The organism is Lentzea sp. NPDC003310 (assembly GCF_040610935.1).
Lineage (GTDB): Bacteria > Actinomycetota > Actinomycetes > Mycobacteriales > Pseudonocardiaceae > Lentzea.
The window spans coordinates 216950-238674 of record NZ_JBEXNC010000005.1 but is presented as its reverse complement, the minus strand read 5'-3'; the positions used below and the strand labels follow the sequence as shown (position 1 = coordinate 238674).

Annotated in this window: 14 protein-coding genes; 7 read left to right on the top strand and 7 right to left on the bottom strand. The window is 70.0% G+C overall.

Translation table 11 applies throughout. The features are described from left to right. Positions 1 to 55 precede the first annotated feature (55 nt). A complete protein-coding gene (locus ABZX02_RS11215) occupies positions 56 to 799 on the top strand; it encodes a lipopolysaccharide kinase InaA family protein (protein ID WP_355297133.1) in 744 nt (247 codons plus the stop codon). On the opposite strand, the gene ABZX02_RS11210 is transcribed toward ABZX02_RS11215, so the two are convergent. Together ABZX02_RS11210 and ABZX02_RS11205 are read right to left on the bottom strand one after the other, a co-directional pair. After that, positions 716 to 1495, bottom strand: coding sequence for an ABC transporter permease (locus ABZX02_RS11210; protein ID WP_355297131.1), 780 nt, complete (start codon positions 1493 to 1495; stop codon positions 716 to 718). The two genes, ABZX02_RS11215 and ABZX02_RS11210, sit on opposite strands and share 84 nt — an antisense overlap. Then, positions 1492 to 2445, bottom strand: coding sequence for an ATP-binding cassette domain-containing protein (locus ABZX02_RS11205; RefSeq protein ID WP_355297129.1), 954 nt, complete (start codon positions 2443 to 2445; stop codon positions 1492 to 1494). The genes ABZX02_RS11210 and ABZX02_RS11205 overlap by 4 nt, the downstream gene beginning before the upstream one ends. Positions 2446 to 2545: 100 nt before the next feature. Here ABZX02_RS11205 and ABZX02_RS11200 point away from each other — a divergent pair, with 100 nt between their 5' ends. Together ABZX02_RS11200 and ABZX02_RS11195 are read left to right on the top strand one after the other, a co-directional pair. Continuing rightward, a complete protein-coding gene (locus ABZX02_RS11200) occupies positions 2546 to 3295 on the top strand; it encodes a TetR/AcrR family transcriptional regulator (protein WP_355297127.1) in 750 nt (249 codons plus the stop codon). A 207-nt stretch (positions 3296 to 3502) separates the two neighbouring features. Then, entirely contained in the window at positions 3503 to 4261 is a 759-nt protein-coding gene (locus ABZX02_RS11195) for a zf-HC2 domain-containing protein (protein ID WP_355297124.1), read from the top strand. Positions 4262 to 4327: 66 nt separating this feature from the next. Here ABZX02_RS11195 and ABZX02_RS11190 read toward each other — a convergent pair whose 3' ends face one another. The 4 genes from ABZX02_RS11190 to ABZX02_RS11175 are packed head-to-tail and all read right to left on the bottom strand — an operon-like array spanning position 4328 to position 9845. Beyond that, complete coding sequence (locus ABZX02_RS11190) at positions 4328 to 5737, bottom strand: High-affinity nickel-transporter (protein WP_355297122.1); 1410 nt, start codon at positions 5735 to 5737, stop codon at positions 4328 to 4330. Beyond that, the gene (locus tag ABZX02_RS11185; RefSeq protein WP_355297121.1) at positions 5734 to 7035 is read right to left on the bottom strand and encodes a tetratricopeptide repeat protein; all 1302 of its coding nucleotides are present in this window, start codon (positions 7033 to 7035) and stop codon (positions 5734 to 5736) included. The genes ABZX02_RS11190 and ABZX02_RS11185 overlap by 4 nt, the downstream gene beginning before the upstream one ends. Next, positions 7032 to 8630, bottom strand: a complete 1599-nt coding sequence (locus ABZX02_RS11180; protein WP_355297119.1) for a DUF4331 domain-containing protein — start codon at positions 8628 to 8630, stop codon at positions 7032 to 7034. Before ABZX02_RS11180 ends, ABZX02_RS11185 begins: the two co-directional genes overlap by 4 nt. A 39-nt stretch (positions 8631 to 8669) precedes the next feature. Beyond that, positions 8670 to 9845, bottom strand: coding sequence for a histidinol-phosphate transaminase (locus tag ABZX02_RS11175; RefSeq protein ID WP_355297117.1), 1176 nt, complete (start codon positions 9843 to 9845; stop codon positions 8670 to 8672). 442 nt (positions 9846 to 10287) lie between these two features. Here ABZX02_RS11175 and ABZX02_RS11170 point away from each other — a divergent pair, with 442 nt between their 5' ends. Together ABZX02_RS11170 and ABZX02_RS11165 are read left to right on the top strand one after the other, a co-directional pair. After that, entirely contained in the window at positions 10288 to 13794 is a 3507-nt protein-coding gene (locus ABZX02_RS11170; RefSeq protein ID WP_355297116.1) for an ATP-binding protein, read from the top strand. 21 nt (positions 13795 to 13815) lie between these two features. Further along, the gene (locus ABZX02_RS11165) at positions 13816 to 16296 is read left to right on the top strand and encodes a DNA topoisomerase (ATP-hydrolyzing) (protein ID WP_355297114.1); all 2481 of its coding nucleotides are present in this window, start codon (positions 13816 to 13818) and stop codon (positions 16294 to 16296) included. A 27-nt stretch (positions 16297 to 16323) separates the two neighbouring features. Here the strand turns inward: ABZX02_RS11165 and ABZX02_RS11160 are convergent, their stop codons facing one another. Then, positions 16324 to 20031 carry a patatin-like protein gene (locus tag ABZX02_RS11160; protein WP_355297112.1) on the bottom strand — a complete coding sequence of 1236 codons (3708 nt, stop codon included), beginning with the start codon at positions 20029 to 20031 and terminating at the stop codon, positions 16324 to 16326. Positions 20032 to 20136: 105 nt separating this feature from the next. Here ABZX02_RS11160 and ABZX02_RS11155 point away from each other — a divergent pair, with 105 nt between their 5' ends. Further along, a complete protein-coding gene (locus tag ABZX02_RS11155; protein ID WP_355297110.1) occupies positions 20137 to 21126 on the top strand; it encodes a hypothetical protein in 990 nt (329 codons plus the stop codon). A 44-nt stretch (positions 21127 to 21170) separates the two neighbouring features. Next, positions 21171 to 21659 carry a MarR family transcriptional regulator gene (locus ABZX02_RS11150; protein WP_355297108.1) on the top strand — a complete coding sequence of 163 codons (489 nt, stop codon included), beginning with the start codon at positions 21171 to 21173 and terminating at the stop codon, positions 21657 to 21659. Positions 21660 to 21725: the final 66 nt, after the last annotated feature.

Genomic DNA, 21725 nt, shown 5'->3' with positions numbered 1-21725 from the left:
TCCTTATCTGTCCGATGTGTCCCGCGTTACACCGATCGCCACTGGAGGTAGGTGTTTGTTCCGCCTGCTGGAGACCGCCGTCCGCGTCGAACCGCTGGAAGGGGACGGTCTGACCAACGTCCTGCACCTCGTGACGCTGGCCGACGGGCGCAAGGCCGTGCTGCGGCAGCCCAAGGTGGCGCGCGACCTGCCGAAGTTCGTCGTGCCCGGTGCGCCGGAGGTCCTCGCGCAGAACGGGCGCGGCGACGTGCTGGTCGAGTACGTCGAGGGACGGACGCTCGCGGACGCGCTGCCGGTGTCCGACGAGGTGTGGCGCAGCATCGGCCGGGCGTTCCGCAAGATCCACCGCGTCGGCCTGCTGCACAACGACGTGAACCTCTACAACATCATCGTCGGGCGGGGGAAGGCCACGCTGATCGACTGGGACAACCCCGGCCAGGGCAACCCGCTCGACGAGCTGGCGGCGTTCGAGGAACACCTCTACCTGCACGGAACCGCGCTGCCGCAGGAGTTCTGGATCGGTTACGGCACCAGGCCGGACGCGGAACTGCTGCGGGTGCACCGGATCGCGGGCTGCATCGGCTGGCTCGCGAGCGAGGACTGGCGGGAGTGGGAGGACGACCCGACGCTGCGGCCCGAGCTGCTGGCCCGGGTCCGGAACTGGCGGCGGCTGCTCGCGCGGTGGCTCGCCGACCAGCTCCGGACCGATCTGGCGCTAGCGGCTCAGGTTGCGGTACTTCAGGACCGACAGCGGCCAGAAGATCGCCACGAACACCGCGGGCCACAGCACGGCCAGTAGCAGCGAGTGCTGCGCCGCCCACGAATCGCCGCCGACCCCGGGGTTGCCGAAGAGCTCACGCGCGGCCGCCACGGTGGACGACAGCGGGTTCCACTCCGCGACGAACCGCAGCCAGCCCGGCATCAGCTCCGGCGAGACGAACGTGTTCGCGAACATCGTCAGCGGGAACAGGAACATCCAGGACGCCTGCGCCGCCTCGGGCTTCACCAGCAGGCCGAGGTAGATGCCGACCCACACGAGCGCGAACCGCAGCCACAGCAGCAAAGCGAACGCCACCAGCGCGTTGAGCAGCCCGTCGTGGAACGACCAGCCGATCACCAGCCCGCACAGCGCGAGCACCAGCAGCTCGAGCGACGAGTTCACCAGGTCCGCGATGCTCCGCCCGGCCACGACGCCGGTCTGCGACATCGGCGAGGCCCGGAACCGGTCCGTCACGCCGCGGTCGGCGTCCATCGACACCATCATCAGCGTGGTGCCGACGCCGAACGCGATGGTCTGGCCGAACATGCCCGGCAGCAGGAACTCGATGTACTCGCCGCCGCCGAAGACGTTCATGGCGCTGCCGAACACCAGGCCGAAGATCAGCACCGAGATGATCGGGTAGGCGAGGTTCGCGAACACCCTGACCGGCTCGCGCACCCAGTGGATCAGGTCCCTCTTCGCGACGACCCACGAGTCGACGACCGCGTACCTCATGCCCGTCCCCCAGAAGAAGTCTCGACCGCCTTGTGTCCCGTGATCGCCAGGAAGACCTCGTCGAGCGTCGGCCGCCGCAGCGCGATGTCCTCGGCCTCCACGCCCTTCGCGGCGAGCGCCGACGTCACCCGCGTCAGCGCCGCCACCCGGTCGGTCACCGCCGCGCTCACCCGGAACGAGTCCTGGTCCACCTCGGCGTCCGGCCCGAGCACGTCCGCCACGACCGGCAGCGCGTCGGCGGTGCGCACCACGACCTCGATCCGGTCGCCGCCGAGCTTGGACTTGAGCTGGTCCGGCGTGCCCTGCGCGGCCACCCGGCCGGTGTCGAGCACGACGATCTGGTCCGCGAGCTGGTCGGCCTCGTCCAGGTACTGCGTGGTCAGCAGCACCGTCGTTCCCTCCGCGACGACCCGCTTCACCTCCCGCCAGACCTCACCGCGGTTGCGCGGGTCGAGGCCGGTCGTCGGTTCGTCGAGGAACAGCACCGACGGCCGCATGATGAAGCTCGACGCGAGGTCCAGGCGCCGCCGCATGCCGCCCGAGTAGTGCTTGGCGCGCTTGTCCGCCGCGTCGGTGAGCCCGAACTGCTCCAGCAGCTCGTCGGCCCGTTGTCCCGCCTGCCGCTTCGACAGGTGGTAGAGCCGCCCCCACATGACCAGGTTCTCCCTGCCGGTCAGCACGTCGTCGACCGTCGACTGCTGGCCGTTGAGCGCCACCTGCCGCCGCACGGCCGGTGCCTCCCGCGCCACGTCGTGCCCCGCGACCTCGGCCCGCCCGCCGTCCAGGCGCAGCAACGTGGCCAGGATGCGCACGGCCGTGGTCTTGCCGGCGCCGTTCGGACCGAGCAGCCCGCACACCGTTCCGGCGGGCACCGCCAGGTCGAACCCGTCGAGCGCCCAGTTCTTGTCGAACCTCTTGCGCAGGCCTTCCGCGAACACCGCGTGTCCCACGACTTCACCCCCGTGGCTTAACTGCTTACGTCGTACACAGGGTGTACGTTGTACACGGTTCTAAGATTCACAGCAAGCAGGTTGTGAAAGAGGGGGCTCGGTGAAGAGCGATCGTGATCGGAGCGTCCGGCTGCTGTGGGAGCCGCCGGCCGAGCCGACCAGGGGACCCAAGGCGGCGCTGAGCCAGTCGCGGGTGGTCGAGGCGGCGATCAAGGTGGCCGACGCCGAGGGTGTCGACGCGCTGACCATGCGCCGGGTCGCCGAGACCCTGGGCAACACCGCGATGTCGCTCTACCGGCACGTGCCGGGCAAGTCCGAGCTGCTGGACCTGATGGTCGACGCGGTGTGGGGCGAGACCGAGCACACGCCCAAGGGGGAGTGGCGGGCCGGGCTGGAGTTCTACGCCCGGCAGGTGTGGGCGATGTACCGCGCGCACCCGTGGATGCTGCAGCTGACGACCTCGCGCCGGATGCCCGGCCCGCAGGCGATGACCCGCACCGACGCCGCCTACGCCGTCGTGTCCGAGCTCGGGCTCTCGGGCGAGGAGATCGTGGCCGTGGTGACGACGGTGGGCCACTTCGTCGACGGCGTCGGCCGCACGATGGCGGACCGCGTGCAGGCCGAGCGGGAGACCGGGGTGTCCGAGGAGGAGTGGTGGAACGGCCGCGACGCCCTCTGGGAGCACTTCACGCCGGACCGGCTGCCGATGATGACCCACCTCTGGAACTCGGGCTCCTTCGAACGCCCGCTCGACGAGTTCGAGTTCGGTCTCGCACGCGTGCTGGACGGCCTCGCGGCGTTCATCGAATCCGAGGAACGACCGCTGGTTCGTACACGGACGTGCTTGTAGTCGTGCGGGCCGACTTGAGTCGTCCGATCGAGTGAAAAGGGCAGCTCAGGACCGCGGTGAAGGGTAGTTGAGCGGTTACGTAATGCCATTGTTATGCGATATCAGAATGAACTCGTTCGAACGCTGAACCGACCACTCCTATCTGCCCGTTTTCCTTCGTGACACCGTTTCGCCGCGGGGGTCGAATCGGGACGACGAGGAGGTCGTATGACAGCTGGCGCGCACGACGCGGTCACCCTTGGCTGCTACGCGCTCGGCGTTCTGGACGCGAACGAGAGCTTTGGCGTGGAGCAGCACCTCCGGGGCTGTCCGTCCTGCCGTGCGCAGGTCGCCGACTTCCATCGGATCCGAACAGCACTTGACGACGTGCCTCGTGAGGCATTTCTGCACGAGCTCGAGGACGACCTGCCCATGCCGTCGGACCTGCTGCTGCAACGCACGTTGCGGCAGATCAGGCAGGAGTCGGTCATCCCGCAGCAGCGGGAGGCCACACCCCGCCCGAGACCCGGTCCGCTGCCGGTGGAGGACCTTCCCGAACCGCAGCACGCCAAGCCCCGGCGCTGGCCGGGCTATCTCGCCGCCGCGGCAGTAGCCGCGGTGGTCGCGTTCGGGGGTGCGGCGGCGTTGATGCAGAACCAGGCGCCGGGCACGTCGGTCGCCAGCTCTCTCACGGGAGAGGGCACGGCGGCCGGTGGGATCAGGATGGTCGCCGAGGTCAAGCAGTCGTCGCAGGACCGCTACCAGGTCACCGCGAAGATCAACGGCCTGCCGGCGGCGCAGAAGTGCAAGCTGGTCGTGATCGGCAAGGACGGCACCAAGACCGAGGCCTTCGCGTGGACGTCCACCGAGAAGGCCAGGGTCGAGGGCGGCGAGGTGACCGGCATGGTCAGCGTCCCGCTGGACGCCGTGAAGTCGGTCGCGGTCGAGAACGCCGAAGGCAAGGCGTTCGTGGTGGCGAACCTGTAGGCACGAAAACAGTCGAAGGGCCCGGATTCCGAGAGAATCCGGGCCCTTCGACTTACAGGGGTGTAATTAAACGGCCTGCAATGCGAGCCAGGCGCCGACGACCACGACCATCGCGGCCGTGCCGACGGGTGCGTAATGGGACAGCAGGCGGGTGGCGCGGCCGTCGAGGATTTTCTCCACGCGGTCGCGGGCCTTCACGAGCAGCAGCCCGACCGCGGTGAGCGTGCCGGCCATGCCGACGCCGTAGCCGACGACCAGCAGGACGCCGAACCACGTGCGGCCCAGCGCCATCGCGCCCAGCAGGACCACGAGCGCGGACGGCGAGGGGACCAGGCCGTTGGCCGCGCCCATGCCGACGAGGCTCGCGCGGCTGTAGCCGTGGCCGTGCCCATGTCCGTGGCCGTGCCCATGACCGTGCCCGTGGCCATGCCCGTGACCGTGTCCGTGTCCCGTGGTGGCTCCGGCGAGCGCGGGTTCGCGGGTCGTCGACAGGGCCGACCGCAGCAGCATCACCCCGATCATCGTGATCAGCACACCGCTGACCAGTCCGAGCCAGCGCAGCACCTGCTCGCCGGCCAGCGCGCTGGAGGCGCTGATGACCAGACCGAGGACCAGCACGCCACCGGTGTGCGTGGCCGTGACCGACGCACCGACGATGAACGCGTCTCGCGGCGTGCCCTGCCGTCCCGCGAGATAGGCCGCGATGAGCGTCTTGCCGTGACCGGGCAACGCGGCGTGCGAGGCGCCGAGCACCAGCGACAGCAACAGGGCCAGGAACCCGAGCCACGGCGTGAGGTCGTCGCTGCCCAGGATGTCGTTGAGCTTGGCCGCCGTGACGCTGAACGACTGCACGGGGGAGCCGGATGCCTGCTTGGGTTCGGACCCGCTGCCCGGTTCGGCGGTGAAGGCGACGGCCCGCACGTCGAGGGGGCTGCTGAGCAGGTCCTCGGGGTAGGTCCGCAACTCGTCGCTGATGCTCTGCGTCGGCACCGGCGAGTCGGTGATCCGCACGCCGGTGCCGGCGGCGGTGATCTCGCGCCAGCCGACCCGGTCGGCGTTCGACTGGTCGGAGAACTCGAGCCGCGCGGGCCGGTCCAGGTCCACCTTGGCGGTGAACTCGCAGACCAGCCGGGTCGTGCTCAGCTCGGCCTGGCCGAGCGGGTGGTCCTTGGTCGAACTGGAGAGCGTCCACGAGATCCGCCGTCCGTCCACAGTGGAACGATCGGTGCGGGACACCTCGTCGCACCACTGCCGCGCGTCCCGGGTCTTCAGGTTCTCCTGCAGCGTCGGGATCTCCGCCACGTCGACCACGGACCTGAGGTCGATCCGGTCGGGGTGCAGGTGCAGCCCGTGGTAGTGGTTGACGCTGAAGTTGCCGAGCGGGTGGGCGGACGCCTCGCCGTTGATGAAGAAGATGCCGGCGAGCAGCAGGGCGACCACCAGCAGGGGCCGCACCACCCAGCTCGACAGGCTCACCTGCCGCCTCGGAGCTCCGCGAGCTTGCGGCCCGCCTTCAGCGCCTGCAGCGGGGAGAAGTTCGCGTTCAGCCGCAACGCCTGCACCAGCGCCTCCTGGGCCTCGACGACCCGGCCGAGCGCGGCGAGGATCATGCCGCGGTGGTAGGAGAACGTGGCGTTCTGCCAGCCCAGCGCCACCGCGCGGTCGGAGTAGCTCAACGCCTCCGCGTCCCTTCCGTTGACGTGCAGTGCCCACGCCATGGCGTCGGCGACGAAGACGCTCTGCCGGCGTCCCCACTCGGCTTCCGCACGGCGCAGCGCCTGCATGCCATCACCGCGGTCCGCGGCGACGAGGGCCGCGGCCAGATCGTCGGAAGCACCCTGGGACTCCATCAGTCGTTGCTGCTCGGTGAGCACGGCGTACTGCCGGCCGGCCTCCTCCGTCCTGCCGGAGGCCTCCAGCATCTCCGCGTACTCCTGCAGGTACTGGGGCAGGGGAGCGCGTGCCACGAGCCTGCGGTAGGACTCCAGCGCCACCGGGACGTCGCCCCGTGCCGCCGCGACCTTCGCCATGCCTTGGGTGAGAGTCATGTCGTCTCCTCTCGCCGCCAGTCCCTGCTCGTAGTGCCCGGCGGCAACGTCCAACTGGTTGTGGTCGAACGCGAGTTCGCCCAGCCGGTAACGGCAGAACGCGATCTCCTCGGGCGTCGTGGAGGACTTCAGCGCGCGCTGCATCGCGTCGCGGGCGCCGTCGACGTCGCCGTGGAGCTCGAAGTGGAAGGAGGCGCGGGCGAACGATGCCGTGTTCGGCTTGAGGTCCAGCATCTTCTGCACCGCCTCCTGCGCGCCCGCGTCGTCGCCGAGCTGCGTCAACGCGTCCGCCAGCACGCCGTGGGCCTCCGCGGAGGACGGCAGCGCGGCGATCGCCTTCAGCGCCCAGTCGCGGGCCGCGTGGAAGTCGTGGCGGGCGTTGGCCAGCGTGCCCATGCCGATGGCGGCGAGGCCCGTGTCACCCGCGTTCTTCAAAGCACCTTCGGCCTTCGCGTAGTACGCCGGGTCGGCCGTGACCCGGGCCAGCTCCACGTAGGACGAGCCGAGCCGAGCCCAGGAAGCCTTGTCCTGCGGGAGTTCGTGCAACCGCCGCTGCAGCTGGTGGACCACCTTGTGCATCTGGTTCTGCTGCGCCACGGCGGGAACGACGGGTTCGAGGGGCGCGCCCCCGGCCCTGCTGTCGGCAGGACCGGAGGCGGCTAGGTGGGCAAGCGCCGCGGTGACCAGGAGAACCACCGCGACGGCCTGCCGTTGTTGGTACTTCACTTCGAGTGCGATCCGTACTTGCGGATCTGCTGCTGACGCTTGCGCCAGATGAGGAATCCGGCGCCGAACACGACCGCCGAGCCGACCGCGGTGGTCATGGCCATCGGGTCGATGTTCCCGATCTTGCCGACCGGGTTGACCGCGACCTCGGCGGTGGTGCCCGAGGCGTTGACCGCCGTGCCGTTGCGGGGCAGGCCCACGTACGGGAAGGCGGCCTCGAACGGCTGGTCGTTCGCGTCGACCTTGTCGCCGGTGGCGAGCGCCTCCACGAGCTTGCCGGACGCCGCGGCGCCCTCCATCGCCTGCACGGCGATGTCCACGACGTCGTCGGTGAGGCGGCGGCCGTTCGGGAAGCCCTGCGTGTCGCCGGCGAGCAGGCCCAGGCGGTTCGGGTTGGGGTTCGGGGCGATCATCATGTTCAGCCGCAGCATCTCGGACGGCCGGAACCGGTTCTTGTCCGCGTCCTGGTTGTCGACCTGCGAGTTCAGGTCGGCGTTGATCTGCGCGCCGAGCTTCTTCGTGATGCCCGTCAGGAAGATCTCCGCCAGGTCGTCGCGCTGGCCCTGCGGCGCCGGGATCTTGTAGATCGCCTCGACGAGCTTCGGCAGCTCCGGGTTCACGACCCGGTCGACGAGCTCCTTCACGCCGGCGTCCTGGTCGGGGCGCAGGCCGTTGAACGCGTCCTTGAGGCCCGCGGGCGCCACGACCTCGTTCACCAGCGGGTTGCCCAGGCGCGAGACCTGCACGAAGTCACCGACCGGCTGCGCCTTGCCCGGCGAGAGCTGCAGCGACCGGCGCTGCGTGGTGCTCCAGATGCCGATGTTCGGGTTGCGGTGCATGTCGTTCTTGAGCGCCAGCGCGTTCTTGGGCAGCTGGATCGCGATCGTGTTGACGTTGTAGCCGCGCAGCGTGTCCTGGCCGACCTCGCTCAGGTTGCCGCCGTAGAGCAGGTCGAACACCCGCAGGTCGGCGAAGAACGCGTCCTCGGACGGGCCGACGTAGACCTTGCCGCCGCCGGGGATCGCGACGACCGCCTGGTCGCGCAGCTTCTTGAAGTCGGGCATCGACGCCGGGCCGTTCGGGGACGGCGCGACCGGCGCGTTGCTGGCCAGCTTGACCTTCTGGCCGTTCTCGTAGATGGCTTCGAGGTCGTAGCGCTGCCGGAACAGCAGGTTCTCGTCGTCGAGCGAGTCCACCACGCCGTTGGTGTAGAGGAACGTGTTGTTCTTGCGGCGGTCGTCGTCGCGGAACTGCCAGCGCAGCGTGATGTCCGGCTTCGCGTCGCCGTCGTTGTCGATGTTGAAGTCGTACTGGGCGTCCTCGGCGAACGGGAAGAAGTTGGGGCCGCCGTTGGGCTCCTGGAAGCCGGACCAGTTGCCGACCAGCGTCACGGTGTCCTTGTGGTCGGGACTCACGAACGCGTACAGGTCCGTGTTGTCCACGGCCGGGTCACCCGCGATCAGCGGAGCCTCGCGGTGAGACGACGCCGTGGCGCCGGTACCGCCGAACATGGCCGCGTTCAGCAGTGTGGCGGCCACCAGCGCGGCCGCAGCCACCTGGCCGCGCCGACCGCTGAGGGCGTGCGGTGATGACATCTCTGGGCAACCTTTCGGAGAGGTGGAACGGGTGCGCTGTCAGGCGCTGTGCATCAGCAGCGACGGTTCGCTGGAATGGCTGGAATGGCTTGCGTGGTCGTTCGTCCACCTCGCTTGGGTGAAGTCGCGGATGCCCTCGACGAGCCGGTCCACGTCGTGTTCCGGCCGCACCACCAGGCGCGCGAACTTGCTGCTCATGCCGAGCTTGTTGCCGCACTCGCGGATGAAGACCTGGTGACGGGACAGCAGGTGGTCCCGCAACTCGCGGCCGTCGATGCCGCCGCCGAGCTTGACCAGCAGGAAGTTGGCCTGCGAGGAGTAGACCGTGAGGTCCGGGATCCGCGAGAGCTCCATGCCCATCCGGTACCGGTCCCGGGACAGCAGCCGCAGGCTTTCGGCGTACTCGGCCTCGTGCTCGGCCAGCATGAACACGACCGTCTCGGCCAGGGAGTTGAGGTTCCACTTCGGCAGGATCTGGCGCATCTTCCCGGCGAGGCCGGGGTTCGCGACCAGGTAGCCGAAGCGGATGCCGTGCAGGCCGAAGTTCTTGCCGAGGCTCTTCAGCACGACCACGTTGGGCCGGATGGAGGCCTCGGCCGCGACCGACGGAACCCGTTCGACCTCGACGAAGTCGATGAACGACTCGTCGATCACGATGAGGTCGAGGTCGGCGAGCTCGTCCATGAAGCGGACGATCTCCCGGCGCGGCAGGTAGCCGCCGTCGGGGTTGTTGGGGTTGCAGATCACGGCGACCTTGCTGCCCCTGGCCCGGATGAACTTGATGTACTCGTCGACGTCCAGCTCGAAGTTGGTGCTCTCCTGGAGCAGGAACATGTCGACGCGCTTGTTGCTCTCCATCGGCTGGTCGGTCCAGCGGCCGAAGGTCGGGATCGGGATCGCGACGCTCTCGTGGATCCACATGTGGTCCATCCACGTGATCAGCTCGGTCGACCCGTTCGACATCGCGATCGTCGCCGGGTTGAGGCCGAGCACGCTGGAGAGCTGGGCCGCGATCTTCGAGGAGTCGCTGGGGTAGAACTTCAGGACCGCCTCGAGGTTCTTCGAGAGCTCCTCGAACATCTGCGGCGTCGGGAAGTACGGGTTGCACGGGATGCAGAAGTCGACGAGCTCGCCCGCACCCGTCCGCGACAGCTCGAAGTAGGACGGGCTGTGCGCGGTCTGCTGGAAGAGACCCGAGTCCACACCATGCCGCACGCGATCACTCCGTCCCTCGGTCCGTTTCCGACACCGGGGCATACGTGCCGTTGTTCACCACGGTTCACGGGTCCGTTTCGGGAAGGTCTCGGAAAGGTCTCGCGCGCAACCCGGGCCCCTCCCGCCGCCGACCTGCTGCCGAGGTGGCCTGCGGTCCACATAGGACAGACCAATCACGCAGATCGGGACCTCGGGTTGCGGTCGCACGTGCTCGGGTATCCGGCCTCGAGGCCCACTCGCGCGCGTGACGTTCGCCAAACGGTCTCGTTTGGGCCTGATTTGGCACAAATAGCAGGTCAGAACGGCTGCGGTGGTGGTTTTCGACGTGGTGCGCCGCGCCTTTCGAAGCGATTTCCACTTCCGTGACGGGCGTCCTGCGAAAAATTGTCAGAGCAGGCGGATACCCTCCTGGTAGTCCGCACACGACCAGGGAGCAGTACCCGTGACCGCAGAGACCCTGTACGGGGCCGACGACCTCACCCACCTGGAAGGTCTGGAGGCCGTCCGCAAACGGCCAGGCATGTACATCGGGTCGACCGACAGCCGGGGCATCAACCACCTCTTCAGCGAGATCGTCGACAACTCGACCGACGAGGGCGTGGCGGGCCACGCGACCAAGATCGTCGTCACGCTGCACGCCGACGGCAGCGTCCAGGTCGACGACGACGGCCGCGGCATCCCGACCGACGTGCACGCGAAGTCCGGTCTGTCCGGTGTGGAACTGGTCCTCACGAAGCTGCACGCCGGCGGCAAGTTCGGCGGCTCCGGCTACAAGACCTCCGGCGGCCTGCACGGCGTCGGCGCCTCCGCCGTCAACGCGCTGTCACACCGCTACGACGTCACGGTCCGCCGCGGCGGCAAGGTCCACCAGATGTCGTTCGCGCACGGCGTCCCCGGCGTCTTCGACGGACCCGGCCCCAAGGCGAAGTTCACCCGCCAGGCGGGCCTGCAGGTCGTCGGCAAGATGAAGCGCAGCGAGTCGACCGGCACCTCGACCCGCTACTGGCACGACGCGCGGTACTTCGAGAACGGCGCGGCCCTCGACGTCGAGGTGGTGCGCCAGAAGCTGCGCAACACCGCGTTCCTCGTCCCCGGCGTCACCTACGTGCTGCGCACGGCGCTGGAAGACGCGATCTCCGAAGAGGTCTTCCACTACCCGCACGGCCTCACCGACATGGTCGACTTCCTGGCCCCGTCCGGCGACCGCGCCGTCTCCGGCACCCTGGTCATCACCGGCAGCGGCACCTACTTCGAGAACGCCGCCGACGAGAACGGCGTGATGCGGTCCAAAGTGGAGCGTCAGGCCGAGATCGAGGTCGCGCTGCGCTGGGGCACCGGCTACGAGCGCACCGTCGAGTGCTTCACCAACACCATCCGCAACATGCACGGCGGCACCCACCGCCGCGGCTTCGACCGCGCCGTGCTGAAGTCAGTCCAGGACGCCATCTCCAAGACCCGGGGCCTGCTCAAGCCCAAGGAGGAGATGCCGACCCTCGACGACGTGCTCGAGGGCATGACGGCCGTCATCCACGTCCGCATCCCCGAGCCGCAGTTCACCTCGCAGACCAAGGACGAGCTGTCCACCGCGGGCATCACCAAGGTGCTGCAGGGCATCGTCGACCAGCAGGTCCGCGCGTGGACCGAGGACCGCAAGTCCAAGGTGGAGGCCAAGACCGTCCTGCAGAAGGTCGTCGACGCCTCCCGCGTCCGGCTCACGCAGAAGCAGCAGAAGGACGCGGCCCGCCGCAAGACGGCGCTCGAGGGCGCGGCGATGCCCGCGAAGCTCGTCGACTGCCGCACCACGGGTGTTTCGCGGTCCGAGCTGTTCCTGGTCGAGGGGGACAGCGCATTGGGCTGTTTCGTGAAGGAAACTCGCGTTTCGCTCGCGTCTGGCAAGTCGTTGTCGTTCGGGGAGCTGGTCGACGACTGGAGTCGTGGCGTCACGCACTTCGGTTACGCCACCAACAAGGCGGGCAGGGTCGTCGTCGTCCCTCTGGTCGAGCCCCGGCTGACCAAGAAGAACGCGTCGCTGGTCCGCGTCACGCTGGACAACGGCGAGTCCGTGCGGTGCACGCCGGACCACCTGTTCCGGCTGCGCGACGGTTCCTACCGGCGGGCCGACGCGCTGGAGCCCGGCGACTCGCTGATGCCGCTGTACCGGTCGGTGTCCTCGAAGGCCGGGGGCGACAAGCTCGACGGCTACGAGCGGGTCTGGATGAACGACCGGCAGGAGTGGGTCTACACCCATTACCTGGCCGACTCGTACAACCTGCGCCACGGCTTCGACAGCGCCGAGAACGGCAACGTCCGCCACCACGTCGACGTCGACAAGCGCAACAACGACCCGCGCAACCTCAAGCGGATGACGTGGGAGGACCACGCCGCTCTGCACGCCGCGATGATGGGCGAGCACGTGCACGAGGGGTACCGCGCGTGGCTGGCGGCGGGCGGCACCGAGTTCAAGTCCGCGATGCTGTCCGAGCAGTGGAAGAACCCGGAGTTCCGCGCCTCCTGCCTCGCCCGTCTCGCCGAGCGCAACCAGGACCCGCAGTTCCGCGCCCGCATCGAGCAGGGTTTCCGCGACTGGTACTCGGCTCTGAGCGCTCAGGAGAAGGTCGCCTACGCCGAGCGCCTGCGTGCGGTGCAGGCCGAGTACTGGGCCGAGCCCGGACACCGCGCCGCGGCGGCCGAGCGGGTGCGCGCGTTCTTCGCCCAGCCGGGTAAGCGCGAGGAGTGGCGCGAGCGCGCGCTGGCGCAGTGGCAGGACGAGGAACTGCTGGCATGGCGCTCCCTCTCGACCGCCGAGCAGTTCTCCGACCCCGCCGAACGGCAGCGCCAGCGCGACGCGGTCGTCGCCTGGCACGAGGCCAACCCCGCGTTCGGCCGCGAGCATTCGGCTCGGATGAAGCAGCGGATGGCCGACCCCGCCACCGGCCACCTGGAGAAGATCCAGGACGGGCGTCGCCGGTACGTCGAGTCCGTCTCCCGTGACGAGAAGGTCGCGCGGCAGAACGAGGGGCGCAGGATCGCCGCGCTCAAGCGCATGGCTCCGATGCTGTCCACGCCGTCGAACTTCGAGCTGGCGCTGGCCTACGAGCTCGACCGCAGGCAGAACGCGAAGACAGGGCTGAAGTTCGCGAAGGTGCTGGCGCACTACGACGACGACTTCGCGCGGCTGCGCGAGGCGGCGTCGATGGTGAACCACTCGGTCGCGTCCGTCGAGGCGTTGCCCGAGCGCGAAGACGTCTACGACCTGACCGTCGACGGCTACCACAACTTCGCCCTCGAAGCCGGGGTGTTCGTCCACAACAGCGCCCGCATGGCCCGCGTCTCCGAGTACCAGGCGCTGCTCCCGTTGCGCGGCAAGATCCTCAACGTGCAGAAGGCCTCCCTCGCCGACACCCTGCGCAACGCCGAGATCGCCTCCATCGTGCAGGTGCTCGGCGCCGGCACCGGCCGCACCTTCGAGCTGTCCCAGATGCGGTACGGCCGGGTGATCCTGATGGCCGACGCGGACGTCGACGGCAGCCACATCCGCACGCTGCTGATCACCCTGTTCGCCAAGTACATGCGCCCGGTGATCGAGGACGGCCGCCTCTTCGCGGCCATGCCCCCGCTGCACAAGGTCATGACCCGCGGCCGCAACGCCGAGACGCACTTCACCTTCACCCAGCGCCAGATGGAGCAGACCGTCGCGCGGCTGGAGAAGGCCGGCAAGACGGTCGTCACGCCGGTGCCGCGGTTCAAGGGCCTGGGCGAGATGGACGCGGACGAGCTGTGGGAGACCACGATGAACCCGTCCACCCGGTCCGTCCGGCGCATCACCATGGACGACGCCGAAGCCGCCGAAGGCGCGCTCGAACTCCTGATGGGCGAGAAGGTCGAGCCGCGTCGCAACTGGCTCATCGAGTCGTCCGCACGGGTCGACCAGTCGGCCATCGACCTCTAACGAGAAAGACCAACAAGACTCATGGCACGCCGCAAGGGATCCACGACCAAGGTCGACCCCGCCGCGTTCGACCGGGCCGGCGCCACGGTGCTCGACAACTCGCTGCAGACCGAGATCGAGGACTCCTACCTGGAGTACGCGTACTCGGTCATCCACTCGCGGGCACTGCCGGACGCGCGGGACGGCTTGAAGCCGGTGCACCGCCGCATCCTGTTCTCGATGCACGAGCAGGGGTACCGGCCGACCCACGCGTACGTGAAGTCGGCGCGCGTGACAGGCGACTGCATGGGCAAGTACCACCCGCACGGTGACACGGCGATCTACGACGCGTTGGTGCGTCTCGCGCAGGACTTCAGCCTCAACGAGCCGCTCATCGACGGTCACGGCAACTTCGGTTCGCCGGACGACGGGCCGGCCGCGGCGAGGTACACCGAGTGCCGCATGTCGCCGGTCGCCATGCAGCTGGTCGGTGAGCTCAACGAGGAGACCGTCGACTTCCGGCCGAACTACGACGGGTCGCTGGAGGAGCCGTCCGTGCTCCCGGCGGCGTTCCCGAACCTGCTGGTCAACGGCACGTCCGGGATCGCGGTCGGCATGGCCACGAACATGATCCCGCACAACCTCCGCGAGGTGGTCGGGGCGGCGCGGTGGCTGATCACGCACCCGGACGCGAGCCTCGACAAGCTGATGGAGTTCGTGCCGGGCCCCGACCTGCCGACCGGAGGCATGCTGCTGGGCCTCGACGAGGTGCGGAAGGCCTACGAGACCGGGCGCGGTGTGGTCCGGATGCGCGCGAAGGTCGAGATCGGCCTGCTCGAGGGCAGCCGGGGCCGTCAGGCGATCACCGTCACGCAGCTCCCGTACGGCGTCGGCTCGGAGCGGATCGTCGAGAAGATCACCGACGAGGTCAACAAGTCCAAGCGCCTCACCGGCATCGCGGACGTCAAGGACCTGACCGACCGCGAGAACGGCATCCGCCTCGTCATCGAGTGCAAGGTGGGCGTCAACCCGCAGGCGCTGCTCGCCGACCTCTACCGGCTCACGCCGATGGAGCAGTCGTTCGGCATCAACAACCTGGTGCTGGTCGACGGCCAGCCCCAGACGCTCGGCCTGAAGCAGCTGCTGGAGGTCTTCCTCCAGCACCGCTACGAGGTCGTCACGCGCCGCACGAAGTTCCGCCGCCGCAAGCGCGAGGAACGCCTGCACCTGGTCGACGGCCTGCTGATCGCGCTGCTCGACATCGACAAGGTCATCAAGCTGATCCGGGGCAGCGAGAACGCCGCCGCCGCCAAGGACGGCCTGATGAAGCAGTTCAAGCTGTCGGAGATCCAGGCTTCCTACATCCTCGACACTCCGCTGCGCCGCCTCACCCGCTACGACAAGCTCGAGCTCGAGAACGAGCAGGAGAAGCTGCGGGGCGAGATCGCGGAGCTCACCGCGATCCTCGACGACGAGGGCGTGCTGAAGAAGCTCGTCTCGTCCGAGCTCGCGACCGTCGCGAAGGAGCTCGGCGGCGACCGCCGCACCAGCCTCATCGACGGTGACCTCAAGGAGGTGCTGGCGGCGTCGAAGCCCGCCGGCCCGCTGGAGGTCGCGGACGACCCGTGCCAGGTGATCCTGAGCGCCTCCGGGCTGGTCGCGCGCACCGCGGCCGAGTCGGAGGAGGCGTCCGAGGGCAAGCGCCGCGCGGGCCGCGTGAAGCACGACGCGGTGTCCGCGGTCGTGCACTCCACGGCCCGCGGCCAGGTCGTCCTGATCACGAACCTGGGCCGTGCCTTCAAGACCGACGTGCTGCCGCTCCCGGTGCTGCCGGAGCAGAGCGGCACGGTCTCGTTGCGGGGAGGCATGGCCGCCTCGGAACTGGTGCCGCTGGAGAAGGGGGAGCGGGTCGTCGGCATCGCGCCGCTCGACCCGAAGGACTCACCCGGCATCGCGCTGGGCACGAAGCTCGGCACGGTGAAGGTGTGCGTGCCGGAGTGGCCGGTCCGCTCCGACGAGTTCGAGGTCATCACCCTCAAGGACGGCGACGAGATCGTCGGCTGCACCTGGCTCACCGACGGCAGCGAGACGCTGGCGTTCGTCAGCTCCGACTCGTCCCTGCTGCGCTACGACGCGAAGCTGGTCCGCCCGCAGGGCCTCAAGGGCGGCGGCATGGCGGGCATCAACCTGAGCGGTGACGCCCACGTGGTCTTCTTCGGCGCGATCCGCACCGACGACGCCGAACACGGCGAGCCGATGGTCGTCACCTCGTCCGGCCAGAGCGTGAAGGTCACCCCGTTCAGCGAGTACCCGCCGAAGGGCCGCGCCACCGGCGGCGTGCGCTCGCAGCGCTTCCTCAAGGGGGAGACCCACCTGGTCCTCGCGTGGATCGGCTCCCGCCCGGCGGGCGCCGACGACAAGGGCTCGCCGGTGGAGCTGCCGGACATCGACCCGCGCCGCGACGGCTCGGGCCACGCCCACCCCGGCCCGGACGTGATCGGCCACCTGATCGAACGCGACTAGGTCGTGCTGTGGCGCCAGGCCTGGACCTCAGGCCTGGCGCTGGGCGAGCCGCGCCTCGATCCGCCGCACGAGCCGGCGTGCCCGCCGTCGCGGGACGAGGGTGGTCCCGTCGAGCTTCAGCAGGTAGCTGTAGGTCATGCCCTTGTGCCGCAGGCGATCGACGAACCCCGCCGACACCTGCCCTGGGTAGACGATGCGGTCGGCCTCGTCGACCAGGACCCGTTCGATCCGGCGGCGGGCCTGGCGGGGCACCCACCACGGCGTCACCAGCAGCAGGACCGCGGCGAACACCCAGGCGGTGATCAGCGCCGCGGTCAGCACCGGGTCGCCTTGCCACGGCAGCGCGAGTCCGGCCGTGCCGGCCGCGAGGAACACGACGCCGTAGGCGACGGCCCAGCCCGCCGTCGCGGCCGCCGGGTGGTCGGTGCGCGTCAGCTCCCACCTCGTGGTGGTGCGCTGCCAGCGCTTGAGACCGCGGCCCTGCCGGTGTGCGGTGGGGATGGCGACGACCGCCAGCGCCACCGCCACCAGGACGGCGGAGAGGGTGCGGTGCTCCCGCACGAACTCGACGGCCCTGGCCGCGGGGTCGGCGAGCAGCAGTCCGATCTGGGCGGCCGGCAGGGCGAGGAACAGCGCGGCGAACAGCCAGCCGAGCAGCTTCGGCAGCACGTCCGCGAGCAGGGCGAACGGCGTCCGGCGGATCACCGGGATGCTGCCCAGGACCATCAGCACCACGACGACGGCGGCGACGCCGGCCAGGGAGACGACGCCGGCCTTCTGCTCCGGATCATCGGGGTCCACCCTCGTGACGGCGTGGGTCACCAGCGGTATGACCGGGCTCAGGAGCACGAGGCCGTGCAGCATCGTCCGGGAGCGCAGGGCGGCGTAGCCGAACGCGGTCAGCACCATGCCGGCGCCGAGTGCGGCGGCGGGGGCGAGCAGTCCGTCGGGCAGCAGGTCGAACAGCGAGAGCATCAGCAGCGCGGCGCCGAGGACGACGGCCAGCAGGCCGCCCGCCTGGGCGATGCGGTTGCCGCGGGTGAGGCCGTTGACGGCCCAGTAGGGCAGCAGTGACGCGCCGCGCAGGGTCCGGGTGACCGGTTTGGCGACGCCGAGGCCCGACCTGTCGCTGTCGAGGACGCTCACCGCGACGGCGGCCGCGGTGGCGGCGGTGCGGATCATCTGGTCGCCCGCCAGTTCCTCGCCCAGCGGTTCGCGGCCGATCCTCGCCTGGTCGAACGCGTCCAGCGCGGCGAACGCCCGCTCGACCTTCTCCGGGGTGGTGTCGAAGCCGCCCTGGCGTTCGAGGTCGTCCAGGAGCGTCCGGTGCTGGATGACGAACAGCGCGCCGGCCGACCGCCGGTTCGCGCCGTCGAGGGTGTCGGCCTCGATCGCGTCGCGCAGCGCGCCGAGCTCCTCGGTGACGATGCGCAGGTGCAGCCCCCATGCGACGAGCCTCGCCAACGCGGGCGCGGTGGCGGGCACGTCGTCCGGGGACTTGCTGGTGTAGATGCGCACGAGGTCGTTCGTCGCGGCGGCGGCGAGGCCGCTCAGCCGCTCGGGCTCGGTGCCGAACAGGGTGCGCACGAGGTCGTCGACCTTGCGCTGGGCGCACTCGCGCACGCTGCCCGCGGCCTGGTCCTCGATCTTGCACTGGCGGTACAGGCGTTCCGGGGAGAGCACGACCTGGCTCAGCGTGGTGGCGGCGTCGAGCCTGCCCCAGATCCAGTCGTTGACCCGCCAGGACCGCTTGAGGAAGCCCGAGAACCGCCCGAGCGACGCGCCCGCGGCCTTGTCGTCCGGGGTGCGGGACTGGCGGGCGAACGGGTTCTCGGCGCGCAGGCTCACCTGCATGAGCTCCACGGGCTGGTCGAGTCCTGTCGGCGCGACCTCGCTGACGCACGTCGCGGAGATCTCCAGCGCCAGCAGGCGGGACAGCAGGAAGTCGGCGCCGGACCGGAGGTGTTTCTGCTCGGTGCAGGTGAGCGGGGCGGTGAGCAGGGCGCGCCAGGCCGCGAGCTCGGACATGTCGTCGTGTTCCGGGCCGACGGCGGGCAGCACCTCCTCCGTGATCCGCCGCAGGATCACGCCGATCTCGACGACCTGCTCCCGCACGGCGGCACCGATCTCGTTGCCGGGCACCGTCAACGCGGCGTGGTAGTCGCGCAGGCGGCCGGCCCAGTGCCGCTGGTTCGGCGGTCCGGGGTCGACGCCCTCGTCGAGCCGCCTGCGCTGCTTGCGGATCGCCGCCCGGCATTTGTGGAGCTGCTTGCGAAGTGCGGCCAGCTCCTGCGCGTGCGGGTCGGCGTCCGGCACCACCCAGATCAGCCGCTTGAGCAGGTCGAGGGTGGCCGCGGCGAGCCGTTCGGCCATGGTGAAGCCCCACGGCCAGCAGCCTTCCTGGCCGAGCACGGTCTGGGGCGGCGGCGCGGAGGGGACGTAGGGGAGCGGCTGGTCCGCGGGCCACGCGCGCTGGGCTGCCTCGGCGGCGGCGCGCACCCGTTCGAACGTCATGCCGCGCGCGTCCGCTTCCGGCGCGTCGAACAGCCGCCCGGCCAGTTGGGTTGCGGCATAACGGATCCGGACGTCGCGGTACTGCCCGTACAACGTCCGGGAGAGCCGGTACAGCTGCGGTACCAACGACTTCCGGTCCTGCCCGTACAGCTGGTTGAGCATCGCGTTGCGCCCGCTGCGCCGGGACGCGGCGGCGCGGTTGTGCGCCTCGACCCTGTCCACGTAGGTCCGGCCGCTCTGGCTGTACAGCGCGCCGAGCAGCTTGCCGCCGAGGCCCGCCACCGTCGGTCCGCCGCCGAGCTCGTCCTGGACGTCCTCGCCGGACCCGCCCGGCGCGTGCGGGAACACCAGCAGCATGACCCGCCGCACCCGTGCCTCGGCGGGCATCCGGTCGATGGCCTCCAGTGCCTCCTTGGTCGGGGTGTTGACCAGCACGCCGCCGTCGACGGCGAACCGGGACCGCTGCCTGCCGTCGCGGTACCAGCTGGCGCCCTTGCCCATGCCCGACTCGTCGTCGCCCGCCACCGGCACGTAGGAGGGTTCGAAGGCGAACGGGAACGAGGCCGTGGAGCGGGCCGCCAGCGCGAGCCGTTCGACCAGGTTCGCCTTGACCTGCTTGTCCCGCACAAAGTCGTCGCGCTCGTCGCCGCACGAGGAGGGGTCGCGCCGGAAGGAGAAGCTGCCCTGGTGGACCGTCTGCGGCAGCTGCTGGCCGAGGTCGTCGTAGCTCACCTTCGGCACGCCGTTGAGCAACGTCGTGGTGATCCGCAGGTCGATCGGCGCCTCGTCCGCCGGCACCTCCTCGAAGTCGGCGGTGAGCCCGCTCAGGGCCTCCTCCAGCTTCGGCAGGAAGTACTCGTCGCCCTGCAGCAACGACTGGGGCTGCCCGCTGAACGGCTGCCGCAGCAACTGGTCGATCCGCCCGTGCTCGACCCACAGCCCGCGCAGTGCGCTCAGCCGCGCCGCCCTGTTCACCTGGGACAGTGCCAGCGCGGCCCCGTTGATGCCGCCCGCGGACGTGCCGGTGATGACGTCGGCCCGTGCGGTACCGCCCACCAGGTCGAGCACGGCGCGGTAGGCCGCGTCGCCGTCCTCGCCCCTCGCGCGGGTGAGGCGGTCGAGCTCGAGCACCACGCCGCCCATCCACACCGCGAGGCTGACCCCGCCGTTGAGGACGACGGCGAAGCGGATCTCCTCGGGATGGGCGCTGTCAGTGGTCATGCACGGGAGTCGCGTTCGGCCCAGCGCGGGTTACGCTTTCCGCCTACATCGATCGGGTGAAACCCCCACCTCACGGGCGAAGACGCGGGTTCCTACGATGCCGCCATGGTCCGCACGACTCCGCCGCGCCCGGTCGACCTCACCGCCCACCTGCCCGAACTGGCACCGCTGGCCCGCACCGCCGTGCGCCTGCACCCCAGGCCGGGCAATCCGTCCACCGCGGACAGCTCGTTCGGCGGCCCGCTGCTGTGGCCGGCCGCCGAGCCGTGGCCGACGTGCGCCGAGCACGTCGACTCCTTTGTGGACGGTGCCAGCCCCGCGAACGTCGTCGCGCGGCGCCGGATCCTGACCGCGGCGTGGGCGCGGCCGCGCGAGGAAGGCGCGGACCTGTTGACGGCGGCCGAGAAGGTCGTCCTCGACAGCGTGTCGGAGGAGGAGCGGATCTTCCAGGAAGAGCCGCTGCCGCTGGTGCCCGTCGCACAGCTGTACGCGCGGGACGTGCCGGGGCTGCCCTGTCCCGGGGGCGCGGACCTGCTGCAGGTGCTGTGGTGCCCGTTCGACCACGAGGACGAGGGGTGTGTGCCGCGCACGTCGCTGCACTGGCGCGTCGCCGCCGACGTGACGGATGCGTCGGCCGGCGCTCCACATCCCGCGCTGGTCGACGAGAACTACCTCCCCGAAGCCTGCGTGCTGCACCCGGAAGAGGTGACGGAGTACCCGGCACCCCTCGAGCTGCCTCGGGATCTGGCCGCGCGGGTGCGGGGGTGGGAGGAACGGGAGGGCGCGCAGTACCAGTACGACCTGTCTGTCGCGCCGGGGTGCAAGGTCGGCGGGTACGGGCCGTGGAGCTTCTCCGACCCGTTTCCCCTGTCCTGTCCCGATTGCGGCGCTGCGGTGGGGCCGTTGCTCACCATCGCCAGCGGGGAGTGGGACGGCAACAGGAGTTGGCGGCCGGTCGAGGAAACCGATGGCGCGTCGACGATCTACCCGTCGCCGTCCGAGCCCACGATGGTGTCGATCGGGCGCGGTTACAACCTCCAGCTCTACACCTGCGTTGCCGCGCCGGGGCACCGGCACGTCGCGAACATGCAGTGACGCGACCGGTGATTGAAAGTTCAACGCGCCCGTAGGATGGCGCCATGGCGAAGACCCGGTGGCTGGACGACGAGGAACAGGCGACCTGGCGGAGTTTCCTGCTGGCCAGCAGGATGCTGATGGACCGGGTCGAGCGTGATCTGAAGCAGGACGCGGGCCTGTCCTTCGCCTACTACGACGTGCTGTCGCGCTTATCCGAGGCGCCGGGCAGGTCGATGCGGATGGCCGACCTGGCGGCGGCCTGCGTGTTCGACCGGAGCAGGACGAGCCACGCCGTCGACCGGCTGGTCCGGGACGGCTGGGTGCGCCGGGAGGAGGCGGCCGGCGACGCCAGGGGGCAGTTCGCCGTGCTCACCCCGGAGGGCGTGAAAGAGGTGCGGCGGATTGCTCGCAGGCACGTCGAGCAGGTCCGTTCGCTGGTGTTCGACCGGCTGAGCCCGGCGCAGCGGGACTCCCTGCGGGAGATCAGCGGTGTGCTCGCGGAGGGGATGGCCGACGACGCCGCCCTGGCCCGGATGGGCTGGCCCGGCTGAGCTGCTCGTACGGCCCCAGATAGTTGAAACTTCAGCGCACTGCTATCGTCGCGCTCCGCGCTGAAA